Annotated in this window: 26 protein-coding genes, 1 pseudogene and 1 other annotated feature; of the genes and pseudogenes, 7 read left to right on the top strand and 20 right to left on the bottom strand. The window is 61.0% G+C overall.

The annotated features are described in order from the left end of the window. Positions 1-15: 15 nt before the first annotated feature. On the bottom strand, positions 16-456 hold the full coding sequence (gene arsN2 / locus ACT6VE_RS16905) for an arsenic resistance N-acetyltransferase ArsN2 (protein WP_444799707.1): 441 nt from the start codon (positions 454-456) through the stop codon (positions 16-18). After that, positions 453-806 (bottom strand): ArsR/SmtB family transcription factor, encoded by a 354-nt coding sequence (locus tag ACT6VE_RS16900; protein ID WP_444799706.1) that lies wholly within the window; start codon positions 804-806, stop codon positions 453-455. The genes arsN2 and ACT6VE_RS16900 overlap by 4 nt, the downstream gene beginning before the upstream one ends. Positions 807-1,108: 302 nt before the next feature. Here ACT6VE_RS16900 and ACT6VE_RS16895 point away from each other — a divergent pair, with 302 nt between their 5' ends. Then, positions 1,109-2,422 (top strand): Nramp family divalent metal transporter, encoded by a 1,314-nt coding sequence (locus tag ACT6VE_RS16895; RefSeq protein ID WP_444799705.1) that lies wholly within the window; start codon positions 1,109-1,111, stop codon positions 2,420-2,422. Between the two features lie 55 nt (positions 2,423-2,477). On the opposite strand, the pseudogene ACT6VE_RS16890 reads toward ACT6VE_RS16895, so the two are convergent. The 4 genes and pseudogenes from ACT6VE_RS16890 to ACT6VE_RS16875 form a co-directional block, all read right to left on the bottom strand. After that, positions 2,478-2,804: pseudogene (locus ACT6VE_RS16890) on the bottom strand (GFA family protein). A gap of 18 nt (positions 2,805-2,822) precedes the next feature. Beyond that, positions 2,823-3,350 (bottom strand): DUF4142 domain-containing protein, encoded by a 528-nt coding sequence (locus tag ACT6VE_RS16885; protein ID WP_444799704.1) that lies wholly within the window; start codon positions 3,348-3,350, stop codon positions 2,823-2,825. A 68-nt stretch (positions 3,351-3,418) separates the two neighbouring features. Continuing rightward, positions 3,419-4,510 (bottom strand): YihY/virulence factor BrkB family protein, encoded by a 1,092-nt coding sequence (locus ACT6VE_RS16880; RefSeq protein WP_444799703.1) that lies wholly within the window; start codon positions 4,508-4,510, stop codon positions 3,419-3,421. A 27-nt stretch (positions 4,511-4,537) separates the two neighbouring features. After that, a complete protein-coding gene (locus ACT6VE_RS16875) occupies positions 4,538-5,002 on the bottom strand; it encodes a hypothetical protein (RefSeq protein ID WP_444799702.1) in 465 nt (154 codons plus the stop codon). Between the two features lie 555 nt (positions 5,003-5,557). On the opposite strand from ACT6VE_RS16875, the gene ACT6VE_RS16870 reads away from it, so the two are divergent. Beyond that, on the top strand, positions 5,558-6,820 hold the full coding sequence (locus ACT6VE_RS16870; RefSeq protein ID WP_444799701.1) for a DUF763 domain-containing protein: 1,263 nt from the start codon (positions 5,558-5,560) through the stop codon (positions 6,818-6,820). A gap of 49 nt (positions 6,821-6,869) precedes the next feature. Here the strand turns inward: ACT6VE_RS16870 and ACT6VE_RS16865 are convergent, their stop codons facing one another. The 14 genes from ACT6VE_RS16865 to ACT6VE_RS16800 all read right to left on the bottom strand — a co-directional run bounded on the left by ACT6VE_RS16865 (position 6,870) and on the right by ACT6VE_RS16800 (position 19,317). Then, on the bottom strand, positions 6,870-7,751 hold the full coding sequence (locus tag ACT6VE_RS16865; protein ID WP_444799700.1) for an alpha/beta fold hydrolase: 882 nt from the start codon (positions 7,749-7,751) through the stop codon (positions 6,870-6,872). 84 nt (positions 7,752-7,835) lie between these two features. Then, on the bottom strand, positions 7,836-8,939 hold the full coding sequence (locus ACT6VE_RS16860) for a flavodoxin family protein (RefSeq protein ID WP_444799699.1): 1,104 nt from the start codon (positions 8,937-8,939) through the stop codon (positions 7,836-7,838). 191 nt (positions 8,940-9,130) lie between these two features. Continuing rightward, on the bottom strand, positions 9,131-10,618 hold the full coding sequence (locus ACT6VE_RS16855) for a SulP family inorganic anion transporter (protein WP_444799698.1): 1,488 nt from the start codon (positions 10,616-10,618) through the stop codon (positions 9,131-9,133). A 69-nt stretch (positions 10,619-10,687) separates the two neighbouring features. Further along, positions 10,688-10,743: a sequence feature (sul1 is cis-regulatory element that is thought to sense ions involved in sulfur or methionine metabolism; They are found in Alphaproteobacteria), on the bottom strand. Between the two features lie 157 nt (positions 10,744-10,900). After that, positions 10,901-11,170 (bottom strand): hypothetical protein, encoded by a 270-nt coding sequence (locus ACT6VE_RS16850; RefSeq protein ID WP_444799697.1) that lies wholly within the window; start codon positions 11,168-11,170, stop codon positions 10,901-10,903. Continuing rightward, positions 11,167-11,367: a cbb3-type cytochrome oxidase assembly protein CcoS gene (gene ccoS / locus ACT6VE_RS16845; protein ID WP_444799696.1), complete on the bottom strand. Its 201-nt coding sequence runs from the start codon at positions 11,365-11,367 to the stop codon at positions 11,167-11,169. The genes ACT6VE_RS16850 and ccoS overlap by 4 nt, the downstream gene beginning before the upstream one ends. Continuing rightward, positions 11,364-13,601 (bottom strand): heavy metal translocating P-type ATPase, encoded by a 2,238-nt coding sequence (locus ACT6VE_RS16840; protein WP_444799695.1) that lies wholly within the window; start codon positions 13,599-13,601, stop codon positions 11,364-11,366. Before ACT6VE_RS16840 ends, ccoS begins: the two co-directional genes overlap by 4 nt. Positions 13,602-13,606: 5 nt before the next feature. Next, on the bottom strand, positions 13,607-14,413 hold the full coding sequence (locus tag ACT6VE_RS16835) for a DUF2189 domain-containing protein (RefSeq protein WP_444799694.1): 807 nt from the start codon (positions 14,411-14,413) through the stop codon (positions 13,607-13,609). 15 nt (positions 14,414-14,428) lie between these two features. Continuing rightward, a complete protein-coding gene (locus ACT6VE_RS16830) occupies positions 14,429-14,626 on the bottom strand; it encodes a hypothetical protein (RefSeq protein WP_444799693.1) in 198 nt (65 codons plus the stop codon). Beyond that, positions 14,627-15,508, bottom strand: coding sequence for a cytochrome-c oxidase, cbb3-type subunit III (gene ccoP / locus ACT6VE_RS16825; protein WP_444799692.1), 882 nt, complete (start codon positions 15,506-15,508; stop codon positions 14,627-14,629). Then, on the bottom strand, positions 15,499-15,669 hold the full coding sequence (locus tag ACT6VE_RS16820) for a cbb3-type cytochrome c oxidase subunit 3 (RefSeq protein WP_312414975.1): 171 nt from the start codon (positions 15,667-15,669) through the stop codon (positions 15,499-15,501). The genes ccoP and ACT6VE_RS16820 overlap by 10 nt, the downstream gene beginning before the upstream one ends. A gap of 9 nt (positions 15,670-15,678) precedes the next feature. After that, positions 15,679-16,431 carry a cytochrome-c oxidase, cbb3-type subunit II gene (gene ccoO / locus ACT6VE_RS16815; RefSeq protein ID WP_444799691.1) on the bottom strand — a complete coding sequence of 251 codons (753 nt, stop codon included), beginning with the start codon at positions 16,429-16,431 and terminating at the stop codon, positions 15,679-15,681. A gap of 3 nt (positions 16,432-16,434) precedes the next feature. After that, positions 16,435-18,093 (bottom strand): cytochrome-c oxidase, cbb3-type subunit I, encoded by a 1,659-nt coding sequence (ccoN, locus tag ACT6VE_RS16810; RefSeq protein WP_444799690.1) that lies wholly within the window; start codon positions 18,091-18,093, stop codon positions 16,435-16,437. A gap of 469 nt (positions 18,094-18,562) precedes the next feature. Continuing rightward, complete coding sequence (locus ACT6VE_RS16805) at positions 18,563-18,976, bottom strand: transposase (RefSeq protein WP_444799689.1); 414 nt, start codon at positions 18,974-18,976, stop codon at positions 18,563-18,565. Next, positions 18,952-19,317, bottom strand: coding sequence for an IS5 family transposase (locus tag ACT6VE_RS16800; protein WP_444799688.1), 366 nt, complete (start codon positions 19,315-19,317; stop codon positions 18,952-18,954). The genes ACT6VE_RS16805 and ACT6VE_RS16800 overlap by 25 nt, the downstream gene beginning before the upstream one ends. A gap of 1,437 nt (positions 19,318-20,754) precedes the next feature. On the opposite strand from ACT6VE_RS16800, the gene ACT6VE_RS16795 reads away from it, so the two are divergent. From ACT6VE_RS16795 to ACT6VE_RS16775, 5 genes are all read left to right on the top strand, one after another. Continuing rightward, the gene (locus tag ACT6VE_RS16795) at positions 20,755-21,279 is read left to right on the top strand and encodes an NUDIX hydrolase (protein WP_444799687.1); all 525 of its coding nucleotides are present in this window, start codon (positions 20,755-20,757) and stop codon (positions 21,277-21,279) included. A 209-nt stretch (positions 21,280-21,488) separates the two neighbouring features. Continuing rightward, positions 21,489-21,695 (top strand): hypothetical protein, encoded by a 207-nt coding sequence (locus ACT6VE_RS16790; protein ID WP_444799686.1) that lies wholly within the window; start codon positions 21,489-21,491, stop codon positions 21,693-21,695. Positions 21,696-21,850: 155 nt separating this feature from the next. Then, positions 21,851-23,560, top strand: coding sequence for an FMN-binding glutamate synthase family protein (locus ACT6VE_RS16785; protein WP_444799685.1), 1,710 nt, complete (start codon positions 21,851-21,853; stop codon positions 23,558-23,560). A 284-nt stretch (positions 23,561-23,844) separates the two neighbouring features. Further along, positions 23,845-24,888, top strand: a complete 1,044-nt coding sequence (locus ACT6VE_RS16780) for an ABC transporter substrate-binding protein (RefSeq protein WP_444799684.1) — start codon at positions 23,845-23,847, stop codon at positions 24,886-24,888. Positions 24,889-24,898: 10 nt separating this feature from the next. Continuing rightward, entirely contained in the window at positions 24,899-26,035 is a 1,137-nt protein-coding gene (locus ACT6VE_RS16775) for an ABC transporter ATP-binding protein (RefSeq protein ID WP_444799683.1), read from the top strand. Position 26,036 lies beyond the last annotated feature (1 nt).

The following is a 26,036-nucleotide window of genomic DNA, read 5'->3' as shown; positions in this document are numbered from 1 at the left end:
GGTCGTGGTTCGTGGTTAGGTCGGCGGCTTGATACGCTTCATGATCGTCGCCGATGATGGGCAGATGGAGGAAAGCTGGCGGGTCGCCAGCACGGCTGCGGGAACGCTGTCTCGCTGGACTTCAGAAAATCCGACGCGCGTGAAGAACGGTGCTGCATTCGTCGTGGCAAGGAAGACGTCGCCGGCCTGATCGAGACCCGCCACCGCCCGCTCGACCAAAACGCTTCCCAGTCCTTGCCCGCGGTGATCGGGAAGCACGACAACCGAACGGAGGAGAAAATCGTCGCCGCAGCGCTCGACACCGAGGAAACCGATAGCCCGGCCATCCGATGACCGCGCCCTGAAGAAGGTGCGACCATGATCCTCGATGTCATCAGTTGGCAGATGCGCTTCCGTCAAGGCTGCCTTGAGGCCAGCGTCGTTGCCATCAATTTGCTCCAACCTGATCGCGCTCATGACAGCTTCGCCTCCGGGGCGCAGCAAGGCGTCAACTCGGCGATGAGCGGAGCGCAAAGCTCTGTCGATCCGCCACAGCAGTCCTTTAGGAGGAATAGCGTCAGCTCACGCAGGCCGTTGGGGTCTGCCCGGTAGATGATCGACCGGCTCTGCCGCTCGCTCGTCACCAAGCCTGCCCGCGAAAGCGTTGCGAGATGCGCCGACATGGTATTTTGCGGCACGTCGATGAGACGGGCGAGTTCGCCCGCTGGAATGCCATCGGGCTCATGCCGGACCAGAAGCCGGAAGGTCTCCAGTCGCGTGGTCTGTGCCAAGGCGCCGAGCGCCGCGATCGCTGTGTTGTTATCCATATATCCAGATTATCGGATATGTTGAGATTGTCAACAGAAGCAAGCAAGAAGATCTCGTAGAAATGCCTCCGACGCGTCTCGCACTGTTGGCGCCGGCCTTGGTGATCTCGTTTATGCGAGCTGCCCGGACGGAAAGCGAGATGTCATCCCCGCCTGGTCTACCCTCCTCTTCGTTCGGCCTTTCGGGAATTTCATTGATGAGGCTGGATCATGACGGTGGTGGTGTGGAACTTCATTGCGCCATCCCGGTTCGCGTGCCGGCGCTCCGCTGAGCACTTGCGCCATGCAGGAGCGTGCGATCGATGACGGATACACCATCTAAATTGCAAACCGATCCAGCGGGTCAAGGAGATCCTCCGCGCGACGCCGGATCAGAACCCATCCTGAAGCAACTCGGGCCGGGCCTGATCACAGGCGCCGCAGACGATGATCCCTCGGGGATCGCGACCTATTCGCAGGCCGGCGCGCAGTTCGGTTTCAATCTGCTCTGGTTGATGCTGCTGACCTATCCATTGATGTCGGCGATCCAGATGATCAGCGGGCGGATCGGTCGGGTGACGGGCTGTGGGCTGGCCGCCAACCTGCGCACCATATGGCCACGCTCAGTGGTGCTGCTCTTGGTGGGCATGCTGTTCGTCGCCAACACGATAAATATCGGCGCGAATCTTTCCGCGATGGGCGCTTCGGCTGAACTTGCGACAGGGCTGCCGAGCATGCCGGCGACCATCGCCTTCGCGGTCGTGTCGCTCGTACTTCAGATGTTCGTGCCCTACCACCGCTACGCCTTCTACCTGAAGTGGCTGACGATGGTGCTGCTTTCCTACGTCGCCGTACTCGTCGTCGTGGAGATAGACTGGCTGGAGGCAGCCAAGGGCTTCGTCATGCCTTCGCTTGAGCTGAACGGCGAGACATTCACGATTATCGTCGCGATCCTCGGCACGACGATCAGTCCCTATCTTTTTTTCTGGCAGACCAGCCAGGAGGTTGAGGAGATCGACGGCAAGGATGAGGCCCACCCGCTGCGGGAGGCGCCGCGCCAGGCAAAGCGGGAACTGAAACGAATCCGCATCGATACCTTCGCCGGTATGGCGATCTCCAACCTTGTCGCCATCGCCATCATCATGAGCACCGCGGCGACCCTCCATGCGAGCGGGAAGACACATATCGGGACAGCCGCCGATGTGGCTGAAGCCTTGAAGCCCGTGGCCGGAAACTTCGCCTTCGCGCTGTTCAGCATCGGGATCATCGGAACGGGCATGCTCTCCATTCCGGTGCTCGCGGGCTCGGCAGCCTATGCAGCATCAGAGTGTTGTGGGTGGGCGTGCAGTCTTGAAAGCCGGCCGAAGGAGGCGGTTGGCTTTTACAGCGTCATCGCGGTCGCAACGGTGCTTGGCCTCTCCATCGAGTTCCTTCCTGTCGATCCCATCCGCGCTCTGTTCTGGAGCGCCGTTATCAACGGCTTTGTCGCTGTTCCAATCATGCTCGGCATGATGATGGTCGTCAGCCGTCACGCACGCATGAAGCAGTTCACGGCCCGGCCAACGCTCGTTGCCGCCGGCTGGTCGGCAACCGCAGTGATGGCGGCCGCAGCGGTGGCGATGATGATCTATCGGTGATGTCAGAAGGGCCAAGAGCCGATTCGGCTCGGGTGATTGAAAGAGCCGATCATGGCTACGGACGGTCTTCTTCATATGCTCGGCGCCTTCGACAGGCCGGAGCCAGGGTTCGCGGCGCTTGATCCACAATTCGTAAGTGGGGGTGAGGGGCGTCGGCGCATTGGACAAAATGCCGAGCTTCACCTCTGCTTCGCGCGTGTCGAGCGAATAGACACGCGTGCCGCACTGAGGGCCAAAAGCGCTGGCCAGAGAAGCTGGCGGTCTCCCCCGCATGTTCGAACTGTCCGGCAGGCCAGACCCCGACCAACGTGAAGGCCGAGCCGCTCTCCTGCCGGCAGACTGTGCAATGGCAGATGTCCACCCTGGCGCGAGCGCCACGCAACGCGAAAGGGTACGGCCGCTAGTCGTCCAGATCCTCGGCCATCTTCAGGTGGTGTTCGAGGGCCGGAAGCGTCTTTGCCGCCCATGCTTTCAGATCGGCGTTGTCACCTTCGGAGGCGTAGCGTTTGAAGACATCGACGGCATCTTCATGAGCGTCTTCCTGGTCGTCCTGATAGGCATCGTCGAACTCCTTGCCCGAGAGATCCTTGAGCTCGTCGAACGATTTCTTCTGCGCGTCGGACATGCCTGTGGCAGGAGGCGCCGTCACCTTGCCGCCGTCAATCAGGCCCTTCAGTTCGGCCGTCGTCTTCTCATGAGCGTCGATCATCTGTTGAGCAAACGCCTTCGTCGCGGCGTTACCCTTCTGCAACGCGAGCTTGCTCGACTCGATCTCGAAGATGTCGCTCATCGATACCTCCTTCACGAAATCCTCCGTTTTGGGGGGAATGTTCAGCGCAGAGTTGACGCCTGTGGTTTCGGCGGTCGACTGGGCGAGGGCGGCGGATGAGATCAGAAACAAGGCAAGCGAGGTAGCTATCGTTTTCATGGCAGGTCTCCTTTGCTGTTTGAACCTTGCAACCGCCTGCTTGTTCCGTGCGCATCCATGGAAGGCGCCTAGTCTCCGTTGCTCTTTCTCTCGTCCGCCGTCCCTCCCAATGTGTCGGCAACGAAGGCGCCACGCGCGCCCATTGGGAGCGGCGGGCCCGTCGTCGTATCCCGCGCTGTCTGATGTTCGAGCTCTGCATTCACCTCGGCACCCACGATGAGAATGCCAACCGAAAGCCAAATCCAGATGAGAAGACCCATCAGGGCACCGAATGCGCCATAGGCAGCGTTATAATCGGCGAAGTTGCTGAGATAGAAGGAGAAGCCGACGGACATGATGATCCACGCGACCACCGTCAGAGCCGCGCCCCATGTCAGCCACCGCAGGCGCGCCGGCGCGCGGCTTGGTCCATACCGATAGATACAGGTAACGGCGGCGAAAGCGAGCACAAGCAGGATCGGCCATCGGAGGATCAGGAGAAGCCGCTCGTCGGAGCCGTCCAGCCAGAGGTAGGCCAGGATAGCGGGCAATACGGCAATGAGGCCGATCAAAACGGTGAGCCCGACGATTCCGCCGATGGTGAACGCCAGCCCAATCATGTTTCGCTTAAAGAAACCGCGCTTTTCGTCCTCGTCGTAGGCGACATTCATCGCGTCGAAGATCGCGAGAACGCCGTTTCGCGTGCTCCAAAGTGCAATGATCAGGCCGGCGAAGAAGGTCAATCCAAGCGTTCGGTCCCGGCTGGCGGCGAGACTGGCGACCTGATTGGCCACGATCTCGAAGGAACCTGGCGGGAGAAGCGTTCCCAGGGCTTTCAGGTGATCTGCCACGGTCGATGGATCGGCGACAAGGCCATACAATGAAACCAGTGCTGCCAGAGCCGGAAAGATAGCCAGTAGCAGATAGAAAGTTACACCGGCCGAGATGAGCATCACCCGGTCGGTCGTAACCTCGTGGAAGACCCGCCAGAACACATCGCGAAGTCCGCGGGCCGGTATGGATTCCGGCACTTCCGCTTCACGTCCATGCGCGTCGATTTCAGGACCAACTCCGCGCACTCGCCACCTCGGCGCCGCCAACCAAAGCACCGCGCCGGCAATTGCCGTGAACGTGATCAGCGAGGTTAGCGGTGCCGGGCTTGTGCGACGACCTTTCGACATCTCACAGACGACCAGCGGGATCTGTTGTCAATAGTCTCTCCTCCTGACACCATACCCGGCGCCCAGAATGAAGGACAAGGCGATAGCGAAGCCGATGGTTGTCAGAGGTTGTTCGCTAATCATCCGCTCGACACGGCGTTCGATCACGCTGGCCTTGGCACATGCGGTGCCACTGGCGCCGGAGGCGGTGGCGCGGAAGCGCCCGCGGAGCGTCTCGAGATCGCGTCGTATAGCGTGAAGCTCGGCGGCATGATCATCTGTCGACGCTGAGAGCTCGTTCGATGGGTGGAGCCCCAGAAGTTCGCGTTCGTGAGGCTCCCCTTCCACCGCTTTCGAACCGGTCGCGGTGGCTGTATCCGTTATCGAAACCGGGTCGGACGCAGGAAAGGTATCTTCCAGTCCCTTGTCTAAGCGAGTCTTGCGTTTTGCACTTTGCTCTGCCTGCTCGTTCAGCAACGACAGAACAGCTGGCGAAATAGGTTCGTTGTCCACATACACCTCCATAAGTCTAAGGGGCTGGATCAGCTTGGAAACGGCCTGCTGTCGACAGACGAACGTTCTGGACCCGGCGTCGTATCGGTTTGCAAACCGGGAAAGGTCCATGACTGCCAGGCGGTAGTACTGGTTGTGACGAAGCTCGCCCATGCGAGGGCGGGAAGGAAGGCAAGGCTCAAGCCGATCTCAGCAAGTTCGTTCCAAGCGTCCAGCCCGTTTTGCGAGAGGGGCTCCTCCGCATCGGATGCGGTGTTACGGGCGGGGTATGCTACCACCCCACGAGGGACGGGCTCACCGATAGGATTGAGGGTCATTGCCTGATCTCCGTTTCATGATCGCAACGGAAACCAAGTCTAGGATCGGAAGTTCCCCGCCAGGCAAATTTTGCGGGCAAAGATGGGAGGGGCAGATGGCATTGAGCTTGACCCTCGTGCCAGAGCGGTGAGCCAACGGATGTCATCTGGGTGAGAAGTGTCGGACGGAGCGGACCGCGATGTTGTAAGTCGATCCTGCGCTACTTATCTCTCCCCGTGTATTTCAGAGGGCACGGCATTGGCGAAACGCGCAGGAAGCGCCGATCTTCCCCTGCATGGCGGAAAGGTTCCGAGATGGCTCGGGGACCGTATGACGCGGCTCGGCGCGGTCATCACCGAGGCGATCGTTCATCACTATGGACGTGACGAATATCTGCGGCGGCTGGCCAATCCATTCTGGTTCCAGTCCTTCGGCGCCGTCATGGGAATGGACTGGCATTCCTCTGGCATCACGACCAGCGTTCTCGGCGCCCTGAAACGCGGTCTGGTGCCGCTCTCCGGCGAGTTGGGCCTGCATGTCTGCGGCGGGCGCGGCGCCCAGTCGCGCAAGACGCCAGGCGAACTGATGAGCATCGGCGATCGCGTCGGCTTCGACGGCGCGGGGCTTTCGACGACGAGCCGATTGGTCGCGAAGGTTGACAGTGCTGCGGTGCAGGACGGGTTCGATCTCTATCTGCACGGATTTGTGGTTGCCGATGACGGCAAATGGGTTGTCGTGCAGCAGGGCATGAACGGTGACCGGCGGCAGGCTCGGCGGTATCACTGGCTATCCGAGGGGTTGACCGGTTTCCTCGACTCGCCGCATGCCGCCATCGAGGGGAGGGACCAGGGGGAAATCGTCAATCTCGCTGACACGCGCGCCAAGCTGTCGCGCGAGGGGCAACTCGATCTTCTTGCTACGCTTGGGCCGGACCGTATCCTTCGTGAACTGGCCTTGATCGAGAAAGCGCCGGCGTGCGGCGTGAAAGAAAACGGCGCGCAACTCACCTTGCCGCATCTCGTGATGCCTGCGCATCACGATGTCCGCGAAAGCGACGTCAACATGCGGCGCCTGCACGGCAATCTCGCCGCGGCAGCGGAGCGTGGACCGGCCGACTTCGAGGACCTGCTCCTCACACCAGGTGTGGGCGCGCGCACCGTTCAGGCTCTGGCCCTGGTGGCCGAGGTTGTACACGGCGCACCCTGCCGCTTTTCCGATCCCGCCCGGTTTTCGCTCGCCCACGGTGGCAAGGACCGGCACCCCTTCCCCGTGCCGTTGAAAGTCTATGACGAGACGATCGGCGTGATGAAATCCGCGGTCCGAAAGGCGAGGTTGGGGTTGGACGAAGAATTGCAGGCGCTGAAGCGCCTTGACGAGCAAAGCCGGCAACTCGAACGCTATGTGACGGGTCCCGATCTGAAGGAAATTGTTGCCGGGGAATTTCGTCATTCGGCAGCCCTCGACGGCCGCAGCGTGTTCGACTGGGAACGTGACCTCAGGAAGTCGACTTCAGACGATTAGGCTTTTGTGGGCGCGATGTTGTCCATGCGACGAGCGGTACATCGATCCGTCAGCATTTTTCCATCATGCAGTCTGGTAGAAAGAACCCAGTCAATGCTTCCGCCAGGTCCTCTGGCGCTTCTTCCGCCACATGGTGTCCACAATCGATGCCGCGGCCCGTTACTTGCAATTCCGCCCAAGGCTGCCACACGGCAAGGACATCGCCGTAGATTTTCGCCAAGTCGTCGCGGAGCGACCAAATGACGTGCAGCGGGCAGGCCACCTTCCGCCCTGCGGTCCGGTCTTCGCGGTCATGAACATGGTCGATGAACAGACCAGCGCGATAGTCCCCGAGCATGCCCTTGACGGTGTCAGGGTTATTGATCGCCGCCATGAAGTCCGCGAAATTTTCCGGCCCGAGCTTATCCTCTGTGCCGCCGTACCATGCAGCGGGGTCTGCCATGATCGCCCGCTCGGGCTTGTCTGGCTGTGCGAAGAAGAACCAGTGCCACCAGCGCGACGCGAACTCTGCGTCACAGCGTTCGAGCGCCTCCAGGATCGGCACACCGTCCAGGATAGCCAGCTTTTGTATGCGGTCAGGGTAGTCCATTGCGGCCCGAAACGCCGTGTAGCTGCCCCGGTCGTGGCCAGCTAGGTTGAACGTCGGAAAGCCGAGGTGATCCATGAGCGCGATACAGTCGCGCGCCTTTGCGCGTTTCGAGGATGCGATAAAGTCATGCGCATCGCTTGGCTTGCTCGATTGGCCGAAGCCGCGGAGATCAGGGCAGACGACGGTGAAGTGCCGGGCGAGGAGCGGCGCGACCCGATACCAAGTCGTATGGGTACGTGGATGGCCGTGAAGGAGGAGAAGAGGCGGGCCGGAACCTCCGTATCGAACACGCAGAGTTGCCTCCGGCAGGGCAATCATCTCAAGCGTGAACGTTTCAAACATGTTGGGGCGACTCGTTGGCACAGGGGTGAAGGTGCGATCGGAACCTCAAGCGCTGGCTTGGCGGCAAGCTTCCGTTTCTCGGGACTATTTCTGTCTTGGCTGTCTCAGGCTGGCGCCCGCCGCGACTTGCTGTCCGCGCCGCCTGGCCGCCGCGGCCTCGTGCAGCGTCCTTGAGGCATTGCGGACCTCGTCCTGAAACGCGTGATCGTTTTCGTATGCAACGTGATTGGTCGCATAGGGCTCCCAATAGCCGATGTACCGATCCACCTCGGCCAGCGTGCCGGCCGGTTCGAGGTCCATCGATTTTAGCCAGTCGGAAATGGAGCGGCGGACATTCTCCGCGCCTTCCGTGTCGCCATGCACGATGACCGAGAAGACACGCCCCGCCAGGTGGCGGGGATAGTCCCAGCCCTTCATCTCGATCTCCTTGGCTTCCTTGGCGTGCTTCCCGTGGGTGGATGTCGGATCGGGGTTGCCGCCATCGGCGCAGACAAGGCGATCCATCATCAGCTTCAACGGTGACGACGTGTGATACCAGTTGACGGGCGTGATGATCATGATGCCGTGTGCTTCCACCCACAGCGGATAGATCTCATTCATCCAATCGTGGACCTGTCCCAGCGAATAGTTCGGATAACAGGAACACGGCCAATGACAGAGCGCTGCCGACGTCGAGAAGCAGGCTTTGCAGGGGTGGATCTGACGGCCATATTCGGATGCGAGACGACTGAGGTCGAGAACGGCGATATTCACGCCGGTTTGTTGCTGCAGTTCCTCTCTCGCGGCTTCCACCATGCGGTAACTTTTTGACAACTCGCCGGGACAGGTATGCTCACTGCGGGAGGAACCGTTGATCAGCAGAAATCTGAGCGGACCATCAGGATTTTCGTGGCGATGCTGGGCTGCGTCAATCGCTTCGCAGGCCGCGATCCAATCCAAGGATAGATCGTATTCGGGGTGGGCGTAGCCGGGTCCGGCCTTTCTGGTGTTGGGAGACTTTCGGGAGTTCGCATAGGCATCCCAGGCGGCGGCTGCGACTTTGGCGAGCTCAGGCGACAGACTGTCGTAGGCGGGATCCTGAAACTGGTTGAGGAAACGGCGCTTGAACTCTTCCTCCGAAAGGCGGGGGCTGGGACAGCCTTTTCGCGGCTCGAGGTCTGCGGGGGAATGCGGTTCTGGCGCTGACATCGACTGCTCCGTCGCTGAAGAGCATGAGAAACGCCGATGGCCGCTCTGCGTTCCTCAAGACGCGAACCGCGTAGAGTGGACGCGGAAGTTGCTGTAGGAGCGGCCGCGACAGCCTCCTGGTAGTGAAGCCGTCGCTTTGTGTTGTGAGAAGCCGGCATATCCATGCACGGCGCAAACCCGATGCCCTAAACTTAATGTCCGGCCGGGGCCGAGAACGCGGCATGCTCCTTGTCGTGCAGAGCGAAGCGGTCGAGCATATGCGCGCTCGCCTCGTTGACGCCGATGACGGCGACCTCAATGCCCAGGCGACGGTATTTGAGGACGATCTTGTCGAGCGCGCCGACGGCCGTGATGTCCCAGAGATGCGCATCCGCAACATCGATCGTCACCTTGCGCAGCGTCTCTGTGAAATCGAAAGCGGCAGTGAAGCTCTCCGCCGACGCGAAAAAGATCTGGCCATCGACATGATAGGTGCGCTCCGTGCCATCAGCACTTTCCGTCGAGCGAACGTGGAAGAGCTTGGCAACCTTGCCGGCGAAGAACACGCCCGAGAGCAGCACTCCGACGAGCACGCCCTTGGCGAGGTCATGCGTTCCGACCACGGTCGCGACCGTCGCCAGCATAACAATGGAAGACGATGGTGGATTGCGGCGCAGATCGAGGACGGAGCGCCAGGAGAAGGTGCCGATCGAGACCATGATCATCACGGCGACCAGTGCTGCCATCGGAATGATGCGCACGAGATCGTCCAGCACGAGGATGAGGAACAGCAGGAAGGCGCCGGCGACGAAGGTCGAGAGGCGTCCACGACCGCCGGAGGTAACGTTGATCACCGACTGGCCGATCATGGCGCAGCCGCCCATGCCGCCGATAAGGCTGGAGGCGATGTTGCTCGCTCCTTGCCCAATACACTCCTGGCTCTTCGAGCTCGGTGTATCCGTCATGTCGTCGACGATCTGCGCCGTCAGCAACGATTCCAGCAGGCCGACAGCGGCAAGCGCGATGGAGTACGGGAAAATGATCTGCAGCGTCTCGAAGGTCAGCGGCACCTGCGGCAGCGCGAAGATCGGCAGCGCGGAGGGCAGTTCGCCGAGATCGCCGACCGTGCGCAGGTCGAGGCCGCCCCAATAGGCGACGCCGGTCAGCACGAGGATGGCGACCAGCGGCGACGGGATGGCCCTGGTGACATAGGGGAAGAGATAGATGATCGCGAGGCCCGCCGCAATCATCGCATAGGTCAGCCCCGGCACACCGATGAGTTCCGGCAGCTGCGCCATGAAGATGAGAATCGCCAGCGCGTTGACGAAGCCGGTGATGACGGAGCGCGAGACGAAGCGCATGACGCGGCCGAGCTTCAGGAAGCCGGCACATATCTGGATGACGCCCATCAACAGCGTGGCGGAGAAGAGATATTCCAGGCCGTGCTCCTTGACCAGCGTGACCATGAGGACGGCGGTGGCGGCCGTCGCAGCCGAGATCATGCCCGGCCGGCCGCCGGTGAAAGCGGAGACGCAGGCGATGGCGAAGGAAGCGAAGAGGCCGACTTTCGGATCGACGCCGGCAATGACCGAAAAGCCGATGGCTTCGGGAATGAGGGCGAGCGCAACGACGATGCCGGAGAGAATATCGGCGCGAATGTTTGCGAACCACTCGCGCTTGTAGGTCGTCAGATTGAACATGGGAAAGTCCGCAAAGAAGCGCATCCAGACCGGACGGCGTCCGGCCTCGTGAAGAGGTTTGATGCTCTGCGTTGTCTGGCGGATCGGCGGCCAGAAGAGCCACCCGGAGTTTCACCGGGTCCGGGGCGAATAGGGGCGTTATACAAGAGGCCGAGCCTCAGTCAATCGACCCTTTTAACGACCGCTATGCGGCTGTTTGGCGCCACTCGAATGTTCCCGGCCCGCCGTCGGCAGCCAATTCAAACGGTGATGAGACGATCAAGGCGGAAGCTCAAAAGCCTTTCATCGTGGCGTGCCGCGCGCAACCGAAAAAAGTGCTCCTATCATGCCGCCCGTGACCACTCCGGCCGAACCACCCGCAAGTCCGCCGATTACGCAGTAGAGGATTGTCGAGGCCTCAAGTTGTGGAGACAGCACGATCGCGGCTATAACGCCCACTGCCGCACCGACCCCGCCGAGCACAAAACCTAGCCCTGTTACGGCATCAGACGGATCAACGACAACCTGTTGATTGTTGTGTTCATCAATCGTGGGCCTATCATTATCTGTCATCTCCGTCCTCCATCTCTGGGCGGTGAATATTGCCGGTCGCGGCCAATCGCATCGTCATCGTCGCTGTCGAGCAGAATTCTGGCGGCGGCCCCGTCGAGATCCTCATATTGTCTCGTTCGCAGAGACCACAGGAAAGCGAGGAGCCCACCGACACCCATGATGATCGAAAGCGGAACGAGCACACTCATCGCTGTCATGCGCTCGCCTCCGCGGCGAGTGGCGCCGCGTTAGATCCCGGCGTGCGTGCGAGGCGCAGCGCGTTGGCGACCACGCTGAGGGAGGACGAGGACATCGCAAGGGCTGCGATGAGCGGCGTAACATGGCCGCTGAGCGCGATCGGCAGGCTTGCGAGGTTATAAAAGGCGGCGAGCGCGAAGTTCTGCCGAACGAGTCCGGCCGCCCTCTCCACGCTGTCGAACACATCCGTCACCACGCGAAGATCGTTGCCGAGAAAAACGAAATCCGCGGCGCTGCGGCCGACGTCGCTAGCGGACGCGGGCGCCATGGATGCGTCCGCGGCGCGCAATGCCGGTGCGTCGTTAATCCCGTCGCCGATCATCAGAACCCGCCGCCCCGCCGCCTGCAGGTTCTTTATGGCATGAACCTTCTCGGCAGGCAGGAGCCGGGCGCGTCGGTCGGCGATGCCGATCGCGCCGGCGACCCTCTCGACGGCTTCGGGACCGTCGCCGGAAAGCAGGACGACGTCGAGGCCCCGGTCCTTGAGCGTGTCAACAAGGTCTCGCGCGCCGCGACGGATATCTTCGCCGAAGCGGAAAAGCGCAAGAGCCTCGCCGTTCTTCGAAAGCACTGTCGTTGCCGACGTGTCCTGTGCAGATAGCGCCCATTCCGATCGGCCGAGCCGGTAAAGATCGCCTCCGAGACGGCCTTCCAGCCCCACCCCCGCCTCTTCCCGGATATCGGCGAAGGCAGGCGGAGCTTGCGTGGAGATAGCCGCGGCGGCAATCGCGCCGGCGACCGGATGGCTGGAGTTGCGCGCCAAGGCGGCAGCGAGCGCAAGCGCTTCGGGAGCGATCCCGGCCAGGTTGGCAAGGCGGGGCGTCCCGGAGGTCAGCGTTCCCGTCTTATCGAAGACGACGGTATTGATCTCGCGCAGGCGTTCGAAAGCGGAGCCGTCGGTCGCCATCACGCCGCGCTCGAAGAGGCGGCGGGCGAGCACGACCTGGACCATGGGGACGGCGAGCCCCAGCGCGCAGGGGCAGGTGATGATGAGAACGGCGACCGCGACGGTGAGGGCAGCGTGCAAATTGCCGGTCACAAGGTACCAGGCGACGAAGGCGAGGGCGGCGAGGCTGTGGACGACGGGAGCGTAGAGGCTGGCCGCGCGGTCGGCGAGCCGGCGGAAGCGCGAGCGGCCGTTCTCGGCCGCCTCGATCATTCGCGTCATCTCGGCGACCGTGGAATCCGCCGGCGCGGCGGTGGCGCGCAGCACGAAAGGGTTGGCGAGGTTCAGCTCGCCCGCGCGCGCGCTGTCTCCGGCGCGGACGCTGCGCCAAAGACTCTCGCCGGTGATGAGGGCGGCGTCCAGCTCGGAGCGGCCTTCCTCCACCACGCCGTCGGTCGGCACACGCTCGCCGGCCGCGATGGCGAGGCGCATTCCGGCCTCGATTTCTCCCAGTTCCACATAGCCCAGGCGACCATCAGGCTGCACTACGCTCGCGCCGCGCGGGATGAGCCGCGTCAGGGCGGCGACGGCGGAGCGCGCCTTCCGCCGCATCGCATGATCAAGCACCCGGCCGATGAGTAGGACGAAAATCAGCGACGTGGCGGCTTCGAAATATGCATGGGGAGCGTCGGTGATGGTGTCGTAGAGACTGAGCGCGAAAGTGAGGAGGATGCCGACGGATATCGGTACGTCCATATTGGTTCGGCCATGGGAAAGCGCCTGCCAGGCGGAGCGATAGAAACCGGCGCCGCCATAGAAAACCGCCGGCAGCGCGAGCAGGGCCGAGATTGCGTGGAATGTTTGTCGGGTCTCCCCGTCCGCCCCCGACCAGACGGAAACGGACAGCAGCATGATGTTCATGGAGCAGAAGCCGGCGACGGCGAGCGCACGCACCAGTCCGGCAAGCACCTTATCCTCGCCGTCGATCTCGGCTGTCGGAAGGTCGGCCTGGTATCCGATGGACGCAAGTGCTCCGAGAAGGTCCGGCACGGTTTCTCGATGTCGCCGCCAGTCGATCGTGACGCGGCGTAGCGAGAGATTGGCACGTGCCCGCTCCACGCCTGGCACGTCGACAAGGACGGCTTCCACCGCGCCAATGCAGGCAGCGCAATGCATGGTGGGGATTGAGAGCACACTCTGCCGCAGCCCGTTGCCCAGATCCCTGCTGGCAATCGCAAGTTCGTCGGCGGAGCAGCCGGTGCGCCTCAGCGAGATATCCAGTCCTATCTCGGCGGAACAGCAGGACATGGCCGCTACCGCATCTCTTTATAGGCGTGCCACGTGGCGTGCCCGAGCCAGGGGAAGACCACGATCAGGCCGAGAAGTCCTGTCGCGACGGAGAGGAGGAATAAGCCGAGTACAATGGCGCCCCAGGCCAGCATCGGGGCGAGGTTGTTCCAGACCAGCGCCGTGCTGACGCCCATCGCCGTCAGGGCGTCGACGCGCCGGTCGAGCAGCATGGGAATGGAGAAGACGCTGACGGCGAAGGCGAAGCCGGCAAAGAGCGCGCCGATCAGGCTGCCGACGACCAGCATTGCCCAACCGGTCGGCGTGGTGAAGAGCATCTCGGCGATGTGGTCGAGCCCGGGGAAGGGGCGGACGCCGAAGAACAGCGCATAGACCAGGACGGCCGCGCGCATCCACAGGAGCATCAGCATGGCGAGCAACATGCCAGTAAAAAACACCTGCGCTCCCGCCATCGGCTGTACTGCGAGCATGGAGCGCAGCGTCGGCCGTATCCCGGCCTCCAGGTCGCGGCTCTTGAGATAGAGGCCGGCCGCGACGAGCGGGCCGACGATCAGAAAGCCTGCCAGTGCCGGGAATAAGAAATAATCCCGTCCGGTATCGAACATGTAGACGATGAAGACGATCGAGGCGAGGAAGACGGCGAGACCGTAGAGGAGGCTCGGCATGGGGTTCCTCCACAGGTCACGCCAACCGCTGGCGAGCCACTGCACGGGCGCCCGTGCGGAAAGGTGGCGCTTCCAGCGCTCGTTGCGCGTCTCCTCGATATCCGATACCTCGGATATGAGTTCGGGTGCCTGTTGCCTTGCGACCATCTCACCGTCTCCCCGTCAGCACGCAGACTTGGCCGCGCGATATCCGCCCGGCGTTCCGCTCTTGTCTTTCAAATGCGCTACGCATCCCGGCTCGCTGGAAACGGCGACGTAGACGAGATGGGCATTGGCGCTCACGAATACGGTCATCGCCGCCGCTGTCAAAATCCAGAGGAGGTGAAACCGTCGTGTGCGGGTGGGCGCGGCATTCATCATCTATGGTGTCCTCTTCCCGAGATCGTCGACATAGAGCGCCAGAACCTTGATCTCGACCGGCGTCAGCCGCTCGTCCCAGGTCGGCATATGGCCCTGCCGACCGCCATGGATGGTCGCGATGATGCGCTGCAGACTGCCGCCATAGATCCACCTGTTATCCGTGAGGTTGGGCGCGCCGAGTTCTGGATTGCCCTTGGCATTCTCGCCATGGCAGGCGATGCAGGTCGTCTGGAAGACCTCGCGCCCACGGTCGATCTGGTCGACGTTCTCGGCGGTGGAAACGGCGGGGTCGCTTAGCGAACTGACATAGGTGGCAACGTCCACGACCTGCTTGGCATCGAGCATCTCGTCGCGCCCGAAGGCGGGCATCTGGCCGACGCGACTTTCCGCGTGGCGGGAATTGACGCCCACCGTCAGGGTCTGGGCGACGGCCTCCGGCCCGCCGCCCCAAATCCAGTCGTCGTCGGTCAGATCGGGATAGTTCTCCCGACCCTTTCCATCCCGGCCGTGGCAGGCGGCGCAATTGTCGCCGAAGAGCTGGTGGCCGTTGGCGCGCACCGTCTCCATCAGCCGCTCGTCGGCGCGGATTTGGTCAAAGGACAGGTTCTCGATGCGAGAGGTCCACGGCGTCCGCGCGCCTGCACCCTCCTTGATCGACGCTTCTACGGTGGTCTTCTGGTTCTCGCCGAGAACGCCCTTGGTGTAGGTCCTGCCGAGCGGCCAGGTGGGCATCAGCACCCACCAGAGCACGGCGAAGATGTGCGTGACGATCAGGAAGAGCAGCACGCCGCGCGGAATGGGCGTGTCGAGTTCCCGGATGCCGTTCCAGATATGGCCCGTCGTCTTGCGGCCGCTGACGGGGTCGACCTCTTTTACTTCCATGGGGCATCGTCCTCGTCGAAGATATCCCGCTCAGCCCGTTCAAAGCGCTCCCGGTTGGAGGGCAGGAAGGTGTAGATCAGCACGCAGATCGAAAAACCGATCAGGTAGAAAAGGCCCCACATCTTCGAGCCTTCGAGCAGTGTCTCATGGGTCAACGCCATCTCGTCACCTCAATTGTCCGGGTTCGGCATCTGTTCGGGCGCGGCAGTGTTCTCGTAAGCCGCGCGGGTGAGTTGGCCGAGCACCTGGAGATAGGCGACGAGCGCGTCCATCTCCGTCACGTTGGTCGTCACGCCGTCGAAGGCCGAGACCTGCGTCGCCTCGCCGTATCGCTCCGTCACGCCCGACGACTGTTCGCTTTCGGGCACGGCCTGGCCGTAGGCGTCGCGCGCGGCATTTTCGATCATCTCGTCGGTATAGGGCACCCCCACGGCGCGTTGCGCGCGAAGGGCGAGCGGCAGGTCGGCGAGCTTCAGCGGCGTCGTGCCGAGCCAGCGATAGGAGGGCATGTTGGATTCCGGCACTACGTCGCGCGGATTGTTCAGATGGGCGACGTGCCAGAAATCCGAATATTTGCCGCCAATGCGCGCAAGGTCCGGCCCGGTGCGCTTCGATCCCCACAGCATCGGATGGTCGTACTGGGATTCGACGGCCAGCGAATAGGGGCCATACCGCTCCACTTCGTCGCGCAGGGTGCGGATCATCTGCGAATGGCAGGCATAACACCCCTCGCGCACGTAGATGTCCCGTCCGGCCAGTTCCAGCGGTGTATAGAGCCGCATGTCGGAGACGGTTTCGACCGTGTCGTCGATGGTGAAGAGCGGGGCGATCTCGACGATGCCGCCGACGCTGGCGGCAGCGATGATGGCCAGCATGAAGCCCGTTGCGGAGCGTTCCAGTTTCCTGTGCATCAGTTCCGGCATCGGCTACTCCGCAGGCGTGGGGGTTGCGCCGCCGACCGGCCGCTCGTCGACGGGCAGATCCTCATCGAGGGGAAGCGTGGCGGTGGCGGGGCTGCGCACGGTCATCCAGATATTGTAGGCCGCGACGATCGCTCCGATGAGGAAGAGAAGACCGCCGAAGGCGCGCGCGATATAATAGGGATACATCGCCAGCAGCGTATCCACGAAGGAATAGACGAGCGTGTCGTCCGGGGAATAGGTGCGCCACATCAGGCCCTGGATGATGCCGGAGTTCCACATCGCGAAGACGTAGATGAGCGTCCCGACCAGTGCGAGCCAGAAATGGACCTCGACCAGGGCCGCCGAATACATCCGCTCGCGCTTCCAGATCGCCGGCACCAGCGTATAGAGCGAGCCAAAGGTGATCATCGCGACCCAGCCCAGTGCGCCGGCATGGACGTGGCCGACCGTCCAGTCCGTATAGTGCGACAGCGCGTTGACCGGGCGGATCGCGAGGAAGGAACCTTCGAAGGTCGAAAGCCCGTAGAAGAACGCCGCCATCATGATGAAGCGCAGTGTGGCGTCGTCGCGTACCTTGTGCCATGCGCCGTTGAGGGTCAGCAGCGCATTGCCGGCGGACGCCCAGGAGGGCACGAGCAGCATGACGGAGAAGGTCATGCCGAGGTTCTGCACCCAGTGGGGCAGGGCGGTGTAGTGCAGATGGTGCGAGCCCGCCCACATATAGAAGAAGGTGATGCCCCAGAAGCTGAGGATCGACAGCCGGTAGGAGAAGATCGGCCGCTCCGCGCGCTTGGGCAGGTAGTAGTAGAGCATGGCCAGGAAGCCGGCGGTGAGGAAGAAAGCGACGGCGTTATGCCCGTACCACCATTGCACCATTGAATCCTGCACGCCCGCCCAGATCGTGTAACTCTTGGCGTGGGCGAAGGAGAGGGGAACTGCGAGGTTGTTGACGATGTGCAGGATGGCCACGACGAGGATGAAGGCCATGTAGTACCAATTGGCCACATAGATGTGCGGCTCTTTGCGCCGGGCAAGCGTGCGCACGTAGAGCACGAAATAGGTCACCCAGACGATGACCAGCCAGATATCGGCATACCATTCGGCCTCGGCATATTCCTTGGACTGGGTGACGCCGAGGAAATAGCCCGAAATCGCGATGAGACAGAAGAGGTTGAAGCCGAACAGCACGATCCACGGCGAAAGCTGGTCGGCCAGCCGGGCGCGCGAGGTGCGCTGGACGACATGGAACGAGGTGGTGATCAGGGCGTTGCCGCCGAAGCCGAAGATGACGCCGGACGTGTGCGCCGGGCGGATGCGGCCGAAGCTCGCCCAGGACGTATCGAAGTTGAGGCTTGGCCAGGCGAGCTGCGCGGCGGCCCACACACCGATGAACATGCCGAAGATTGCCCAGAACAGTGTCAGCACGACGCCGACCTTGATCGGATCGTCATAGTAGCGGGTGAGGCGGGCGGGGCTTGGCGGCGTTCCGAAGGCACCCGAGAAGAGAACAAAAAGCAGTGCTAGACTGTAGAGGAGGACCATCGCGCCGTGAATACCGAGGACATCGGCGCGCCCCGCTGCCGCCATCGCGATACCGATGATCGCAAGGACGATCAGGATGATCGCACCGAAATCCCGCTCCCCCGTCGTGAGTTGCCCCATCTTCGACGTCTCCCCATGCTATAGCGCGCCGCAAATTTCTCCCTTGGGAACTTACACGACGTTCCTCGAATTCAAGACTGAGCGGTGAAAAAAAATCCTTACGCAGCACAAAATCGCCGTGAACTTGACGAATGGCAAGTCCTTCGGTCGGCTCTGAGTGCGCTCGCGGCTATCTTTAGATGAACGTAATGGAAGTTGGAGCGCAACAAGCCGTTAGCCATGCCAACACTTCGACGCATAAACGCGGCATATGCCTTCGGGAAGAATGAAGGACGACCATTGTTGATCAAAGCGTTCGATGCTTACATATGGAAAACGATGGCCCACATTTTCAATTGGAAACCCCGGAAGCGAGAATGGACTGTTCGATTTCGCATTTGATCACGCGCCTATCGGAATCGCTCTTGTGGGTGTTCGTGCATGCATTATCCCAAGAAATGTAAGCTCTGGCCACTAGGGCGTGGACTCATTAGCTGAAGCGATCCAGATTCTCGTCGCGGCAAGTTTGAGCCCGGCGAGGTAATTGTCTGCACGTCTGTCGTATCGCGTTGCCAGACCACGCATCTGTTTGATGCGATTGAAGAAACGCTCCACCAGGTTGCGCTGGCGATAGACCCAGCTGCTGAAGCTGAATCTGTTTACGGGTGGCCTTGGCGGGGATATTTGCCCAGCATTTACGTTGCTTGGCAAAGTTACGGATCGCGTCGGTGTCATAGGCCTTGTCGGCAAGCAGCGTCGAGCCAGGCTGAATGTCACTCAGCAGCTTTTCGGCCATGGGAGCATCGGCGGCCTGACCTGCGCTCAACTCCAGTCGAACAGGCAAACCATCAGCGTCGACGAGCGCGTGGATCTTTGTCGTCAGGCCGCCACGCGAACGTCCCATGCAAGGATCGGCAGGCCCCCCTTTTTTGCGTTGGCACCATGCTGGTGAACGCGAACACAGGAGGAGTCGATCATGACGATCTCTCCGGCATAATGCCTTGAAACAGCGCCAAGAAGGTGATCCCAGACACCCGCTTGGCGCCAGCGCGAGAAGCGATTGTAGAGCGTCGTGCGCGGACCATAGCGCTCCGGCACATCACGCCAGGATGAGCCGGTCCGGAAGCGCCATAGGATACCATTGATCACCCGGCGGTCGTCGACGCGCTCAACTCCACGGCTGTTGGTCGGCAGCAACGGCGCGATAACCGCCCATTCCTCGTCGGTCAGTTCGTGACGGCGCATCACAATCTCCTTTCTTGGAGATTGAATCACACAACGTCACCGACATGAACCCCGTTATGGGGACACTGCCTAGTGCACAATAAGACTAATCCGAATGGAGCGCTCACCGGATACCTAATTGGGCATCCAAGTCTATGACGCGCATAAGCAACCCAGGGGTTATGTCCCCCCATGCTTGTTCCGTAGCGCTAAAAAAAGGTGGGAGAATGGGCGGACGTGGGAACTGCCAAGTAGATGACTTAACCGCGCTTGAGAATGTGTTCAACGAAATCAGTAACGAGCCATGGTTCGATCCTGCATTTCGGTACGCGTTCTCCCAGTATTTGGTCGAGTCCTTTGCGAGCCGAGGATACGATGCAAACCTTCACCGCGATAGTATAGAGGAGGTGGCGCGCACGCGCTATAAATTACAGAGCCCAATTACAGGAAGGCTGCAAGCTAGAAGTCAACTGTAATTTCGATCGATTATGATGTTGCGTGAGATTGAAAGCAATTTCACAACGTATTGTGACTGAGTATTGGATAGTAGTCGCAAGCGTTTGTAGTCCTGTAACCTGGGGATCCCGCACCGGACGGGCAACGAGGGCGAGACGAATTTTGCCAGCACCCTAGATAGTGCCAGGAGGAAAAAGGCATCGTCACACGCATTTCCTCAGTCGAACAGACTGGATATTTTCTCTCTTAATCTTGGATGTCTTTTCGCCAGTGCCGGGTCGTGCTAATCTATAGCCGTTGCGAAGGTTCCCCCGAACGTCTCGTGACTAAGCCGGGGTGCTGTATCGCGTATACGCCTCGGCTTTATTGCTTTTCACACCGATGGCGTCCATTCAGCAATATGCACGCGAAGCGGCGTCGCGGTGGTTTACTACTATCGCATTTTGGCCTCAGTGTGTGCAAAAGCGTCACGTGAAACAGCGTAGGCGGTTCGACACGCTTCGATACCGACAGCCATTTCAAGCCCTCGCAGACGGGGCGGTAACCGGCAATGTGGAACGCTCTGGAACACTTTTCGATCATGCGGCGAAAAGACATCTTGAAGTCTAAGCGGTCTTCGCGCAGATATGCGTCATGCAAGCTACCATGATCACAATCTTTTCGAGGCTTACTAATCAAGCACGCTCCCTTACCCGGAGCTGGCAGCACTGATCCTGTAACGCCGCCACATACCCCAGCCGCTCCGGGAACCACACAATTGAGAGTGCGGTTCGTTTCGCGTCGCTTCGCGACGTGTCAATGGAGCGTATCCATGTACCCTTTCAGATCTCGTCCCACCTGTGCCACCTGTAACCGGCATGTTCCCGGCGCTGCCGCCCGTTGTCCTTGGTGCACGACGTCGCTTCCATCACCTGTTTCCCGCCGTGGTGCCGTTCGCGATCGTGGTGCCTCTCAACAGGTTTTTCTCTGGCTCCGGGAGGATGCCGGACTATGACTTGTAAGATGACTACAAGCGACAATGTCCGGATGGCTTGCGATACGGGCGAGTTGCAGCAGGTCGCGGTTCTTCCCTGGCGTATTAGGCGTGATGGCGAGCGGAAGCTGCTACTAATTACCTCGCGCAGGCGGGGGCGATGGATCGTACCCAAAGGGTGGCCGATGAAGGGATATCCGCCCTTCGTCGCGGCCTCGCGGGAAGCCTTTGAGGAGGCAGGGATCATCGGTGACATCTCGTCTGCTCCAGTGACGACCTATCGATACATGAAGGTCCGGGACGACGGGTCGCAAGTCGCATGCCGCGTTACGGTGTTCGGCATGAATGTGCGCGGTACGCTCAGCCATTGGCGCGAGAAGGGGCAAAGACAGCGAAGATGGTTTTCTCTCGAAGCGGCCGCAAGCAAGCTCGACGATGTCGAGCTTGCCGAATTCGTAAGAGAGCTCGAAACGGACCCGGAGCGGCTGGAAGCAAGCGGCTGCTTCGATCGGCCAAGTCTATCTTTCAACGGCCTGCGTGCTCTTGAAAGCTGAGGTGACCACGATGTTTCCGACAGGTTTCGCAGGTCTGATACCTTCCGTCTTTCCCATTCGCAGGGTCAATGCCGGACGCTGACTGCCTGGCGTCACTAACTGCGATGGCAAGAGTGACGCCAGGCATCTTTTCACTCCGAGACTGAGACTTGCGGAGCAACCCGGCCTCTCTGTGCCGATGCGTTGCCTATATACGGAAAGAACCAGAAATGACTTTCAGATACAGCCATACCTTCCCAATCAGCGGCCCGAACAAGTTGCCCCGTTTCAAGCAGTGGGCGGCCGAGAACATTCCGGATGTCGCCGTATCCCTGCCGCCCCAGGTGCCGGTCAAGAGCGAGGCACTCACGGTGCGGCTAAAATCCATCAATGATCGCAACACGCTGATTGGGAAACTGGAAGGCGTCAGTCTCTAACGGCCTGCTCGCGGCGAACGACCGGCCCGCTATCATCCCATAAGCATTCTGCACACACAGGTGGTTATAGCAGGGTTGTGCCGTTCGCCGCAGTTTCTGCGCGTATCCCAGGCATACCGGCTCTCACTCGATATCGCGATTTCGGACAAGGTATCATGATAAAGGCTCTTGTTTCCAATCAGCGCTATGCGGTGTTCTTCAGCGTCGGAATGGCCGCGGCTGCATCACTCGGCGGCGGCCTCTTCTACAATGGTTGGCTCCTTGTCATTGCCGCGATCTGCGGCGCATTGTTCCTACTTGGTATCCATGATCTGCGTCAGCGCAAGCATGCGATCCTGCGCAACTATCCGGTAGTTGGGCATCTGCGCTTCCTGCTGGAGAGTATCCGGCCGGAGATACGCCAGTACATTATTGAAGGCGACAACGATGCCGTTCCGTTCAACAGGCAGGATCGCGGACTCGTCTATCAGCGTGCGAAGGGTGTGGAAGACAAGCGGCCTTTCGGCACTATCGAGAATGTCTATGGTTCCGGATACGCCTGGCTCACCCATTCCGCCACACCGGTTACTATTGCCGACACGGACTTCCGGGTGCGTGTCGGCGGACCATCCTGCAAGCAGCCTTACGAAGCCAGCCTGTACAATATCTCGGCCATGAGCTTCGGCGCACTCTCCGCCAGCGCGATACTTGCCCTCAACACTGGTGCAAAGAAGGGCGGTTTCGCCCACGATACGGGAGAGGGCAGCATCAGCCGCTACCATCGGCAAGGCGGCGGCGACCTGATCTTCCAGGTTGCGTCGGGCTATTTCGGCTGCCGGGACGAGCAGGGCCGGTTCTCTCCGGAGAAGTTCTCCCAACTCGCGGCCGATCCCCAGATCAAGATGATCGAGATCAAGCTGAGCCAAGGCGCCAAGCCGGGACATGGAGGCATGTTACCGGCCTCGAAGATCTCACCCGAGATCGCCGAAGCGCGCGGCATTCCGATGGGGGTAGACTGTATATCACCCGCGGCACACAGCACGTTCTCGACACCTCTGGGGCTGATGACGTTCGTCGGCCAGCTGCGGGAGCTTTCCGGCGGAAAGCCCGTCGGCTTCAAGCTTTGCATCGGGCATCGCCGTGAGTTCATGAGCATGGTCAAGGCGATGTTGCAGACGGGCATCGTTCCCGACTTCATCGTCGTTGATGGCGCGGAAGGCGGAACGGGGGCGGCCCCCGTGGAGTTCGCCAATAGGGTCGGGATGCCGATGCTGGAAGGCTTGACCTTCGTTCACAATACGCTCCGCGGCGCAGGCATTCGCGACCAGGTAAAGATCGGTGCCGCCGGAAAGATTGTCTCCGCCTTCGACATCGCCCGCACGCTGGCTCTCGGTGCAGACTGGTGCAATGCTGCCCGCGGATTCATGTTCGCCATCGGGTGCATACAGGCTCAATCCTGTCATACCAACTGCTGCCCGGTGGGAATCGCCACCCAGGATCCGATACGCCAGCGGGCGATCGACCTCGGCGATAAGAGCGACCGCGTCGCTCGCTTCCATCGGAACACGATGCGTGCGCTTGGGGAAATCGCAGGTGCCGCCGGCCTCAGCAATCCAAGCGATTTCATGCCCTACCACTTCATGTTCCGGCAGAAGGATAATGAATTCCTGGACGGCAACGAAGCCTATCCCTACCTGCCCGAGGGTTTCCTTGTGTCGGGCGGAGAGATTCCCGAACTAGCGGATTGGCACGATCGATGGGACCGTGCCAGTGCCGACAGCTTCGCCCCGCCCGAAATTCCCCATGGACCGTTTAAGCGCAATCGGAAACAGAAGCCGCATGAGGAGCAGCGAGGGGCTTCTGGGACGCTCACCTCTGTTGCTTAGACGTCGACATGGTTGGTTTTGTTCGGGGCTATCGTCGATCTAGGCAAAAGACTTTTTATGCACCGGGTTGTTCACATATATAGTCGCGAGTGTCCGCGGTCTGCGGCGTGATCTTGTGGTAGGGTACAGGAATTAGCCCGCAGCTCCGATAAGCGGCGCTCATGCTCACATGACAGCTACTTATTTGCGCCGCAGCATGTCGCAACATAGGCTTTCCTCATAGCTCGCAAGCAAGACGGGCGTCACGACGGGTAGATCAAATCTGTCTCCAGAGAGGAATTTCCATGTTCAGAACACGCATGTTCCTGGCAGCGACGACGCTTGCCTATGGCTTGACGCTCGGCGTGGCACTCGCGGCCGAGCCGCTTTCAGTCATGAGCTTCGGTGGAGCTTATCAGGATGCCCAGCGAAAGGCCGTATTCGGCGCTTACAGCGAGGAAACCGGCCGACAGATATCCGAGCAGGAGTACGGCGGCGAAATAGCCAAGATCAAGGCAATGATTGACAGCGGCAACACGACGATCGACGTGGTGGACGTTGACGCGCCGACCTTGCTACAGGGCTGTGACGAAGGTCTTTTCGAAACGATCGACTGGGAAAAGATCGGCCCGAAGTCGGACTGGCTCGCCGGCACCACATCGGATTGCGGTGTCGGGACAATCGTCTATGCGACTATTCTCTCCTACGATCAGGACAAGCTGGAAAAGCCGCCGACGCGGCTTGCCGATCTCTTCGATCTCGCCAACTTCCCCGGCAAGCGTGGTCTTTGGAAAAACCCCGCGACCAATCTTGAATTCGCACTCCTCGCAGACGGCGTAGCGCCGCAGGATGTCTATGCGACGCTTGCAACACCGGAAGGTGTCGACCGCGCTTTCGCCAAGCTGGACACGATCAAGAGCCAGATCGTCTGGTGGGAAGCGGGCGCGCAGGCGCCGCAACTTCTCGCCTCCGGCGAGGTGACCATGACGACCGCCTGGAACGGACGCATCTTCAACGCCAACAAGGAAGGCAGAAATTTCGGAATCGTCTGGGACAATCAGATCCTCGATTCCAACTACTGGGTCATTCCCAAAGGCGCGAAGGATCTGGAAGGCTCGCTCGCCTTCATCCATTTCGCAGTCGAGCCCAAGGTTCTGGCCGGCATCACAAAATACATACCCTACGGCCCGGTCCGGACGACTGCAGCTGCCGAAGTGGCGCCGGAGGATGCGGAAAGCCTGCCGACGAGTTCGGTCAATCTGACAGCGTCGCTGACACTCGACAACGCCTTCTGGGCCGACCATGGCGACGAGATCCGCAAGCGCTTCACCACCTGGCTTTCCAACTGAGGAGCGACGGATGAACACGATGACGCTGGAAAGGAGGCGCTTCGATGAAGCGCCTCCAGTTACAAATACCGCCGAAATCATGGTCGCCTTCGAGCGTGTGCAAAAGACCTATGACGGGCGCACGCTTGTCGTCGAGGACCTGAATCTCAGCGTTCGACGCGGCGAATTCCTCACCATGCTGGGTCCGTCCGGCTCCGGGAAGACGACGACGCTGATGATGCTCGGCGGCTTCGAACAGCCGACGAGCGGGCGTATCATGCTCGAAGGACAGGCCGTGGAACGCCTGCCGCCCGAGCGCCGCGACATCGGCTTCGTCTTCCAGAACTACGCGCTCTTTCCACATATGACGGTTGCCGAGAATGTCGGCTTCCCCCTGCGCTACCGCGGCGTCAGGGGTGCCGATGCAAGACGTCGGGTCGAGGAAGCGCTATCCATGGTCAAGCTCACCGGCCTTGGCGAGCGTCGTCCAGCGCAACTTTCGGGCGGGCAGCAGCAGCGCGTGGCGCTTGCCCGCGCCATGGTTTTCAACCCGAAGCTCATCCTGATGGACGAGCCGCTCGGCGCGCTCGACAAGCAGCTTCGCGAGCACATGCAGGTGGAAATCCGGAAAATCCAGCAACGCCTCGGCATCACCATGGTCTATGTGACGCACGACCAGTCCGAAGCACTCACCATGTCCGACCGGATCGCTGTCTTCCACGAAGGTAAAATCCAGCAGCTTTCCGATCCGGTCACCCTCTACGACCGACCCGACAACCGTTTCGTCGCCGGCTTCATCGGTGACAACAACACGCTTTCCTGCGAGTTTGTCGGGACGGAAAACGGCTTCAACGTGGTGCGAATGGCGGACGGAACCCGGCTCCTGACAACGGGCGCCTCGGGACAGGCCCGATCGAACCTCACCATGTCACTCCGCCCGGAGCGACTTGGTCTCGACAATGCGGAACGCGGCACTGCCGAAAACCGCATCCGTGCCCGCGTGCTCGACAAAACCTTTCTTGGCGACCGGGTGCGGTTGACACTCGAAGCCTTCGGCGGAGATCGCCTCGTTGCGTCCTTGCCGGCGGCGTCTGGTGCAGCCATCCAGCCGGAAAGCCTCATCGAGATGACCTGTTTCGCGGCTGATTGCCGAACGCTGACGAGGTAGC

This window comes from Shinella sp. (assembly GCF_052438155.1).
GTDB lineage: Bacteria > Pseudomonadota > Alphaproteobacteria > Rhizobiales > Rhizobiaceae > Shinella.
The sequence above is the reverse complement of the archived record's forward strand: the minus strand, read 5'-3'. Positions and strand labels throughout refer to the sequence as shown.

Bases quoted from the DNA above. Each gene is read 5' to 3' on its own strand.
- arsN2 (WP_444799707.1), bottom strand. From the start codon at position 456: ATGAGCGCGATCAGGTTGGAGCAAATTGATGGCAACGACGCTGGCCTC.
- ACT6VE_RS16900 (WP_444799706.1), bottom strand. From the start codon at position 806: ATGGATAACAACACAGCGATCGCGGCGCTCGGCGCCTTGGCACAGACC.
- ACT6VE_RS16895 (WP_444799705.1), top strand. From the start codon at position 1,109: ATGACGGATACACCATCTAAATTGCAAACCGATCCAGCGGGTCAAGGA.
- ACT6VE_RS16885 (WP_444799704.1), bottom strand. From the start codon at position 3,350: ATGAAAACGATAGCTACCTCGCTTGCCTTGTTTCTGATCTCATCCGCC.
- ACT6VE_RS16880 (WP_444799703.1), bottom strand. From the start codon at position 4,510: ATGTCGAAAGGTCGTCGCACAAGCCCGGCACCGCTAACCTCGCTGATC.
- ACT6VE_RS16865 (WP_444799700.1), bottom strand. From the start codon at position 7,751: ATGTTTGAAACGTTCACGCTTGAGATGATTGCCCTGCCGGAGGCAACT.
- ACT6VE_RS16860 (WP_444799699.1), bottom strand. From the start codon at position 8,939: ATGTCAGCGCCAGAACCGCATTCCCCCGCAGACCTCGAGCCGCGAAAA.
- ACT6VE_RS16855 (WP_444799698.1), bottom strand. From the start codon at position 10,618: ATGTTCAATCTGACGACCTACAAGCGCGAGTGGTTCGCAAACATTCGC.
- ACT6VE_RS16850 (WP_444799697.1), bottom strand. From the start codon at position 11,170: ATGACAGATAATGATAGGCCCACGATTGATGAACACAACAATCAACAG.
- ccoS (WP_444799696.1), bottom strand. From the start codon at position 11,367: ATGACAGCGATGAGTGTGCTCGTTCCGCTTTCGATCATCATGGGTGTC.
- ACT6VE_RS16840 (WP_444799695.1), bottom strand. From the start codon at position 13,601: ATGTCCTGCTGTTCCGCCGAGATAGGACTGGATATCTCGCTGAGGCGC.
- ACT6VE_RS16835 (WP_444799694.1), bottom strand. From the start codon at position 14,413: ATGGTCGCAAGGCAACAGGCACCCGAACTCATATCCGAGGTATCGGAT.
- ACT6VE_RS16830 (WP_444799693.1), bottom strand. From the start codon at position 14,626: ATGATGAATGCCGCGCCCACCCGCACACGACGGTTTCACCTCCTCTGG.
- ccoP (WP_444799692.1), bottom strand. From the start codon at position 15,508: ATGGAAGTAAAAGAGGTCGACCCCGTCAGCGGCCGCAAGACGACGGGC.
- ACT6VE_RS16820 (WP_312414975.1), bottom strand. From the start codon at position 15,669: ATGGCGTTGACCCATGAGACACTGCTCGAAGGCTCGAAGATGTGGGGC.
- ccoO (WP_444799691.1), bottom strand. From the start codon at position 16,431: ATGCCGGAACTGATGCACAGGAAACTGGAACGCTCCGCAACGGGCTTC.
- ccoN (WP_444799690.1), bottom strand. From the start codon at position 18,093: ATGGGGCAACTCACGACGGGGGAGCGGGATTTCGGTGCGATCATCCTG.
- ACT6VE_RS16805 (WP_444799689.1), bottom strand. From the start codon at position 18,976: ATGGGACGTTCGCGTGGCGGCCTGACGACAAAGATCCACGCGCTCGTC.
- ACT6VE_RS16800 (WP_444799688.1), bottom strand. From the start codon at position 19,317: ATGCGCCGTCACGAACTGACCGACGAGGAATGGGCGGTTATCGCGCCG.
- ACT6VE_RS16795 (WP_444799687.1), top strand. From the start codon at position 20,755: ATGACTACAAGCGACAATGTCCGGATGGCTTGCGATACGGGCGAGTTG.
- ACT6VE_RS16790 (WP_444799686.1), top strand. From the start codon at position 21,489: ATGACTTTCAGATACAGCCATACCTTCCCAATCAGCGGCCCGAACAAG.
- ACT6VE_RS16785 (WP_444799685.1), top strand. From the start codon at position 21,851: ATGATAAAGGCTCTTGTTTCCAATCAGCGCTATGCGGTGTTCTTCAGC.
- ACT6VE_RS16780 (WP_444799684.1), top strand. From the start codon at position 23,845: ATGTTCAGAACACGCATGTTCCTGGCAGCGACGACGCTTGCCTATGGC.
- ACT6VE_RS16775 (WP_444799683.1), top strand. From the start codon at position 24,899: ATGAACACGATGACGCTGGAAAGGAGGCGCTTCGATGAAGCGCCTCCA.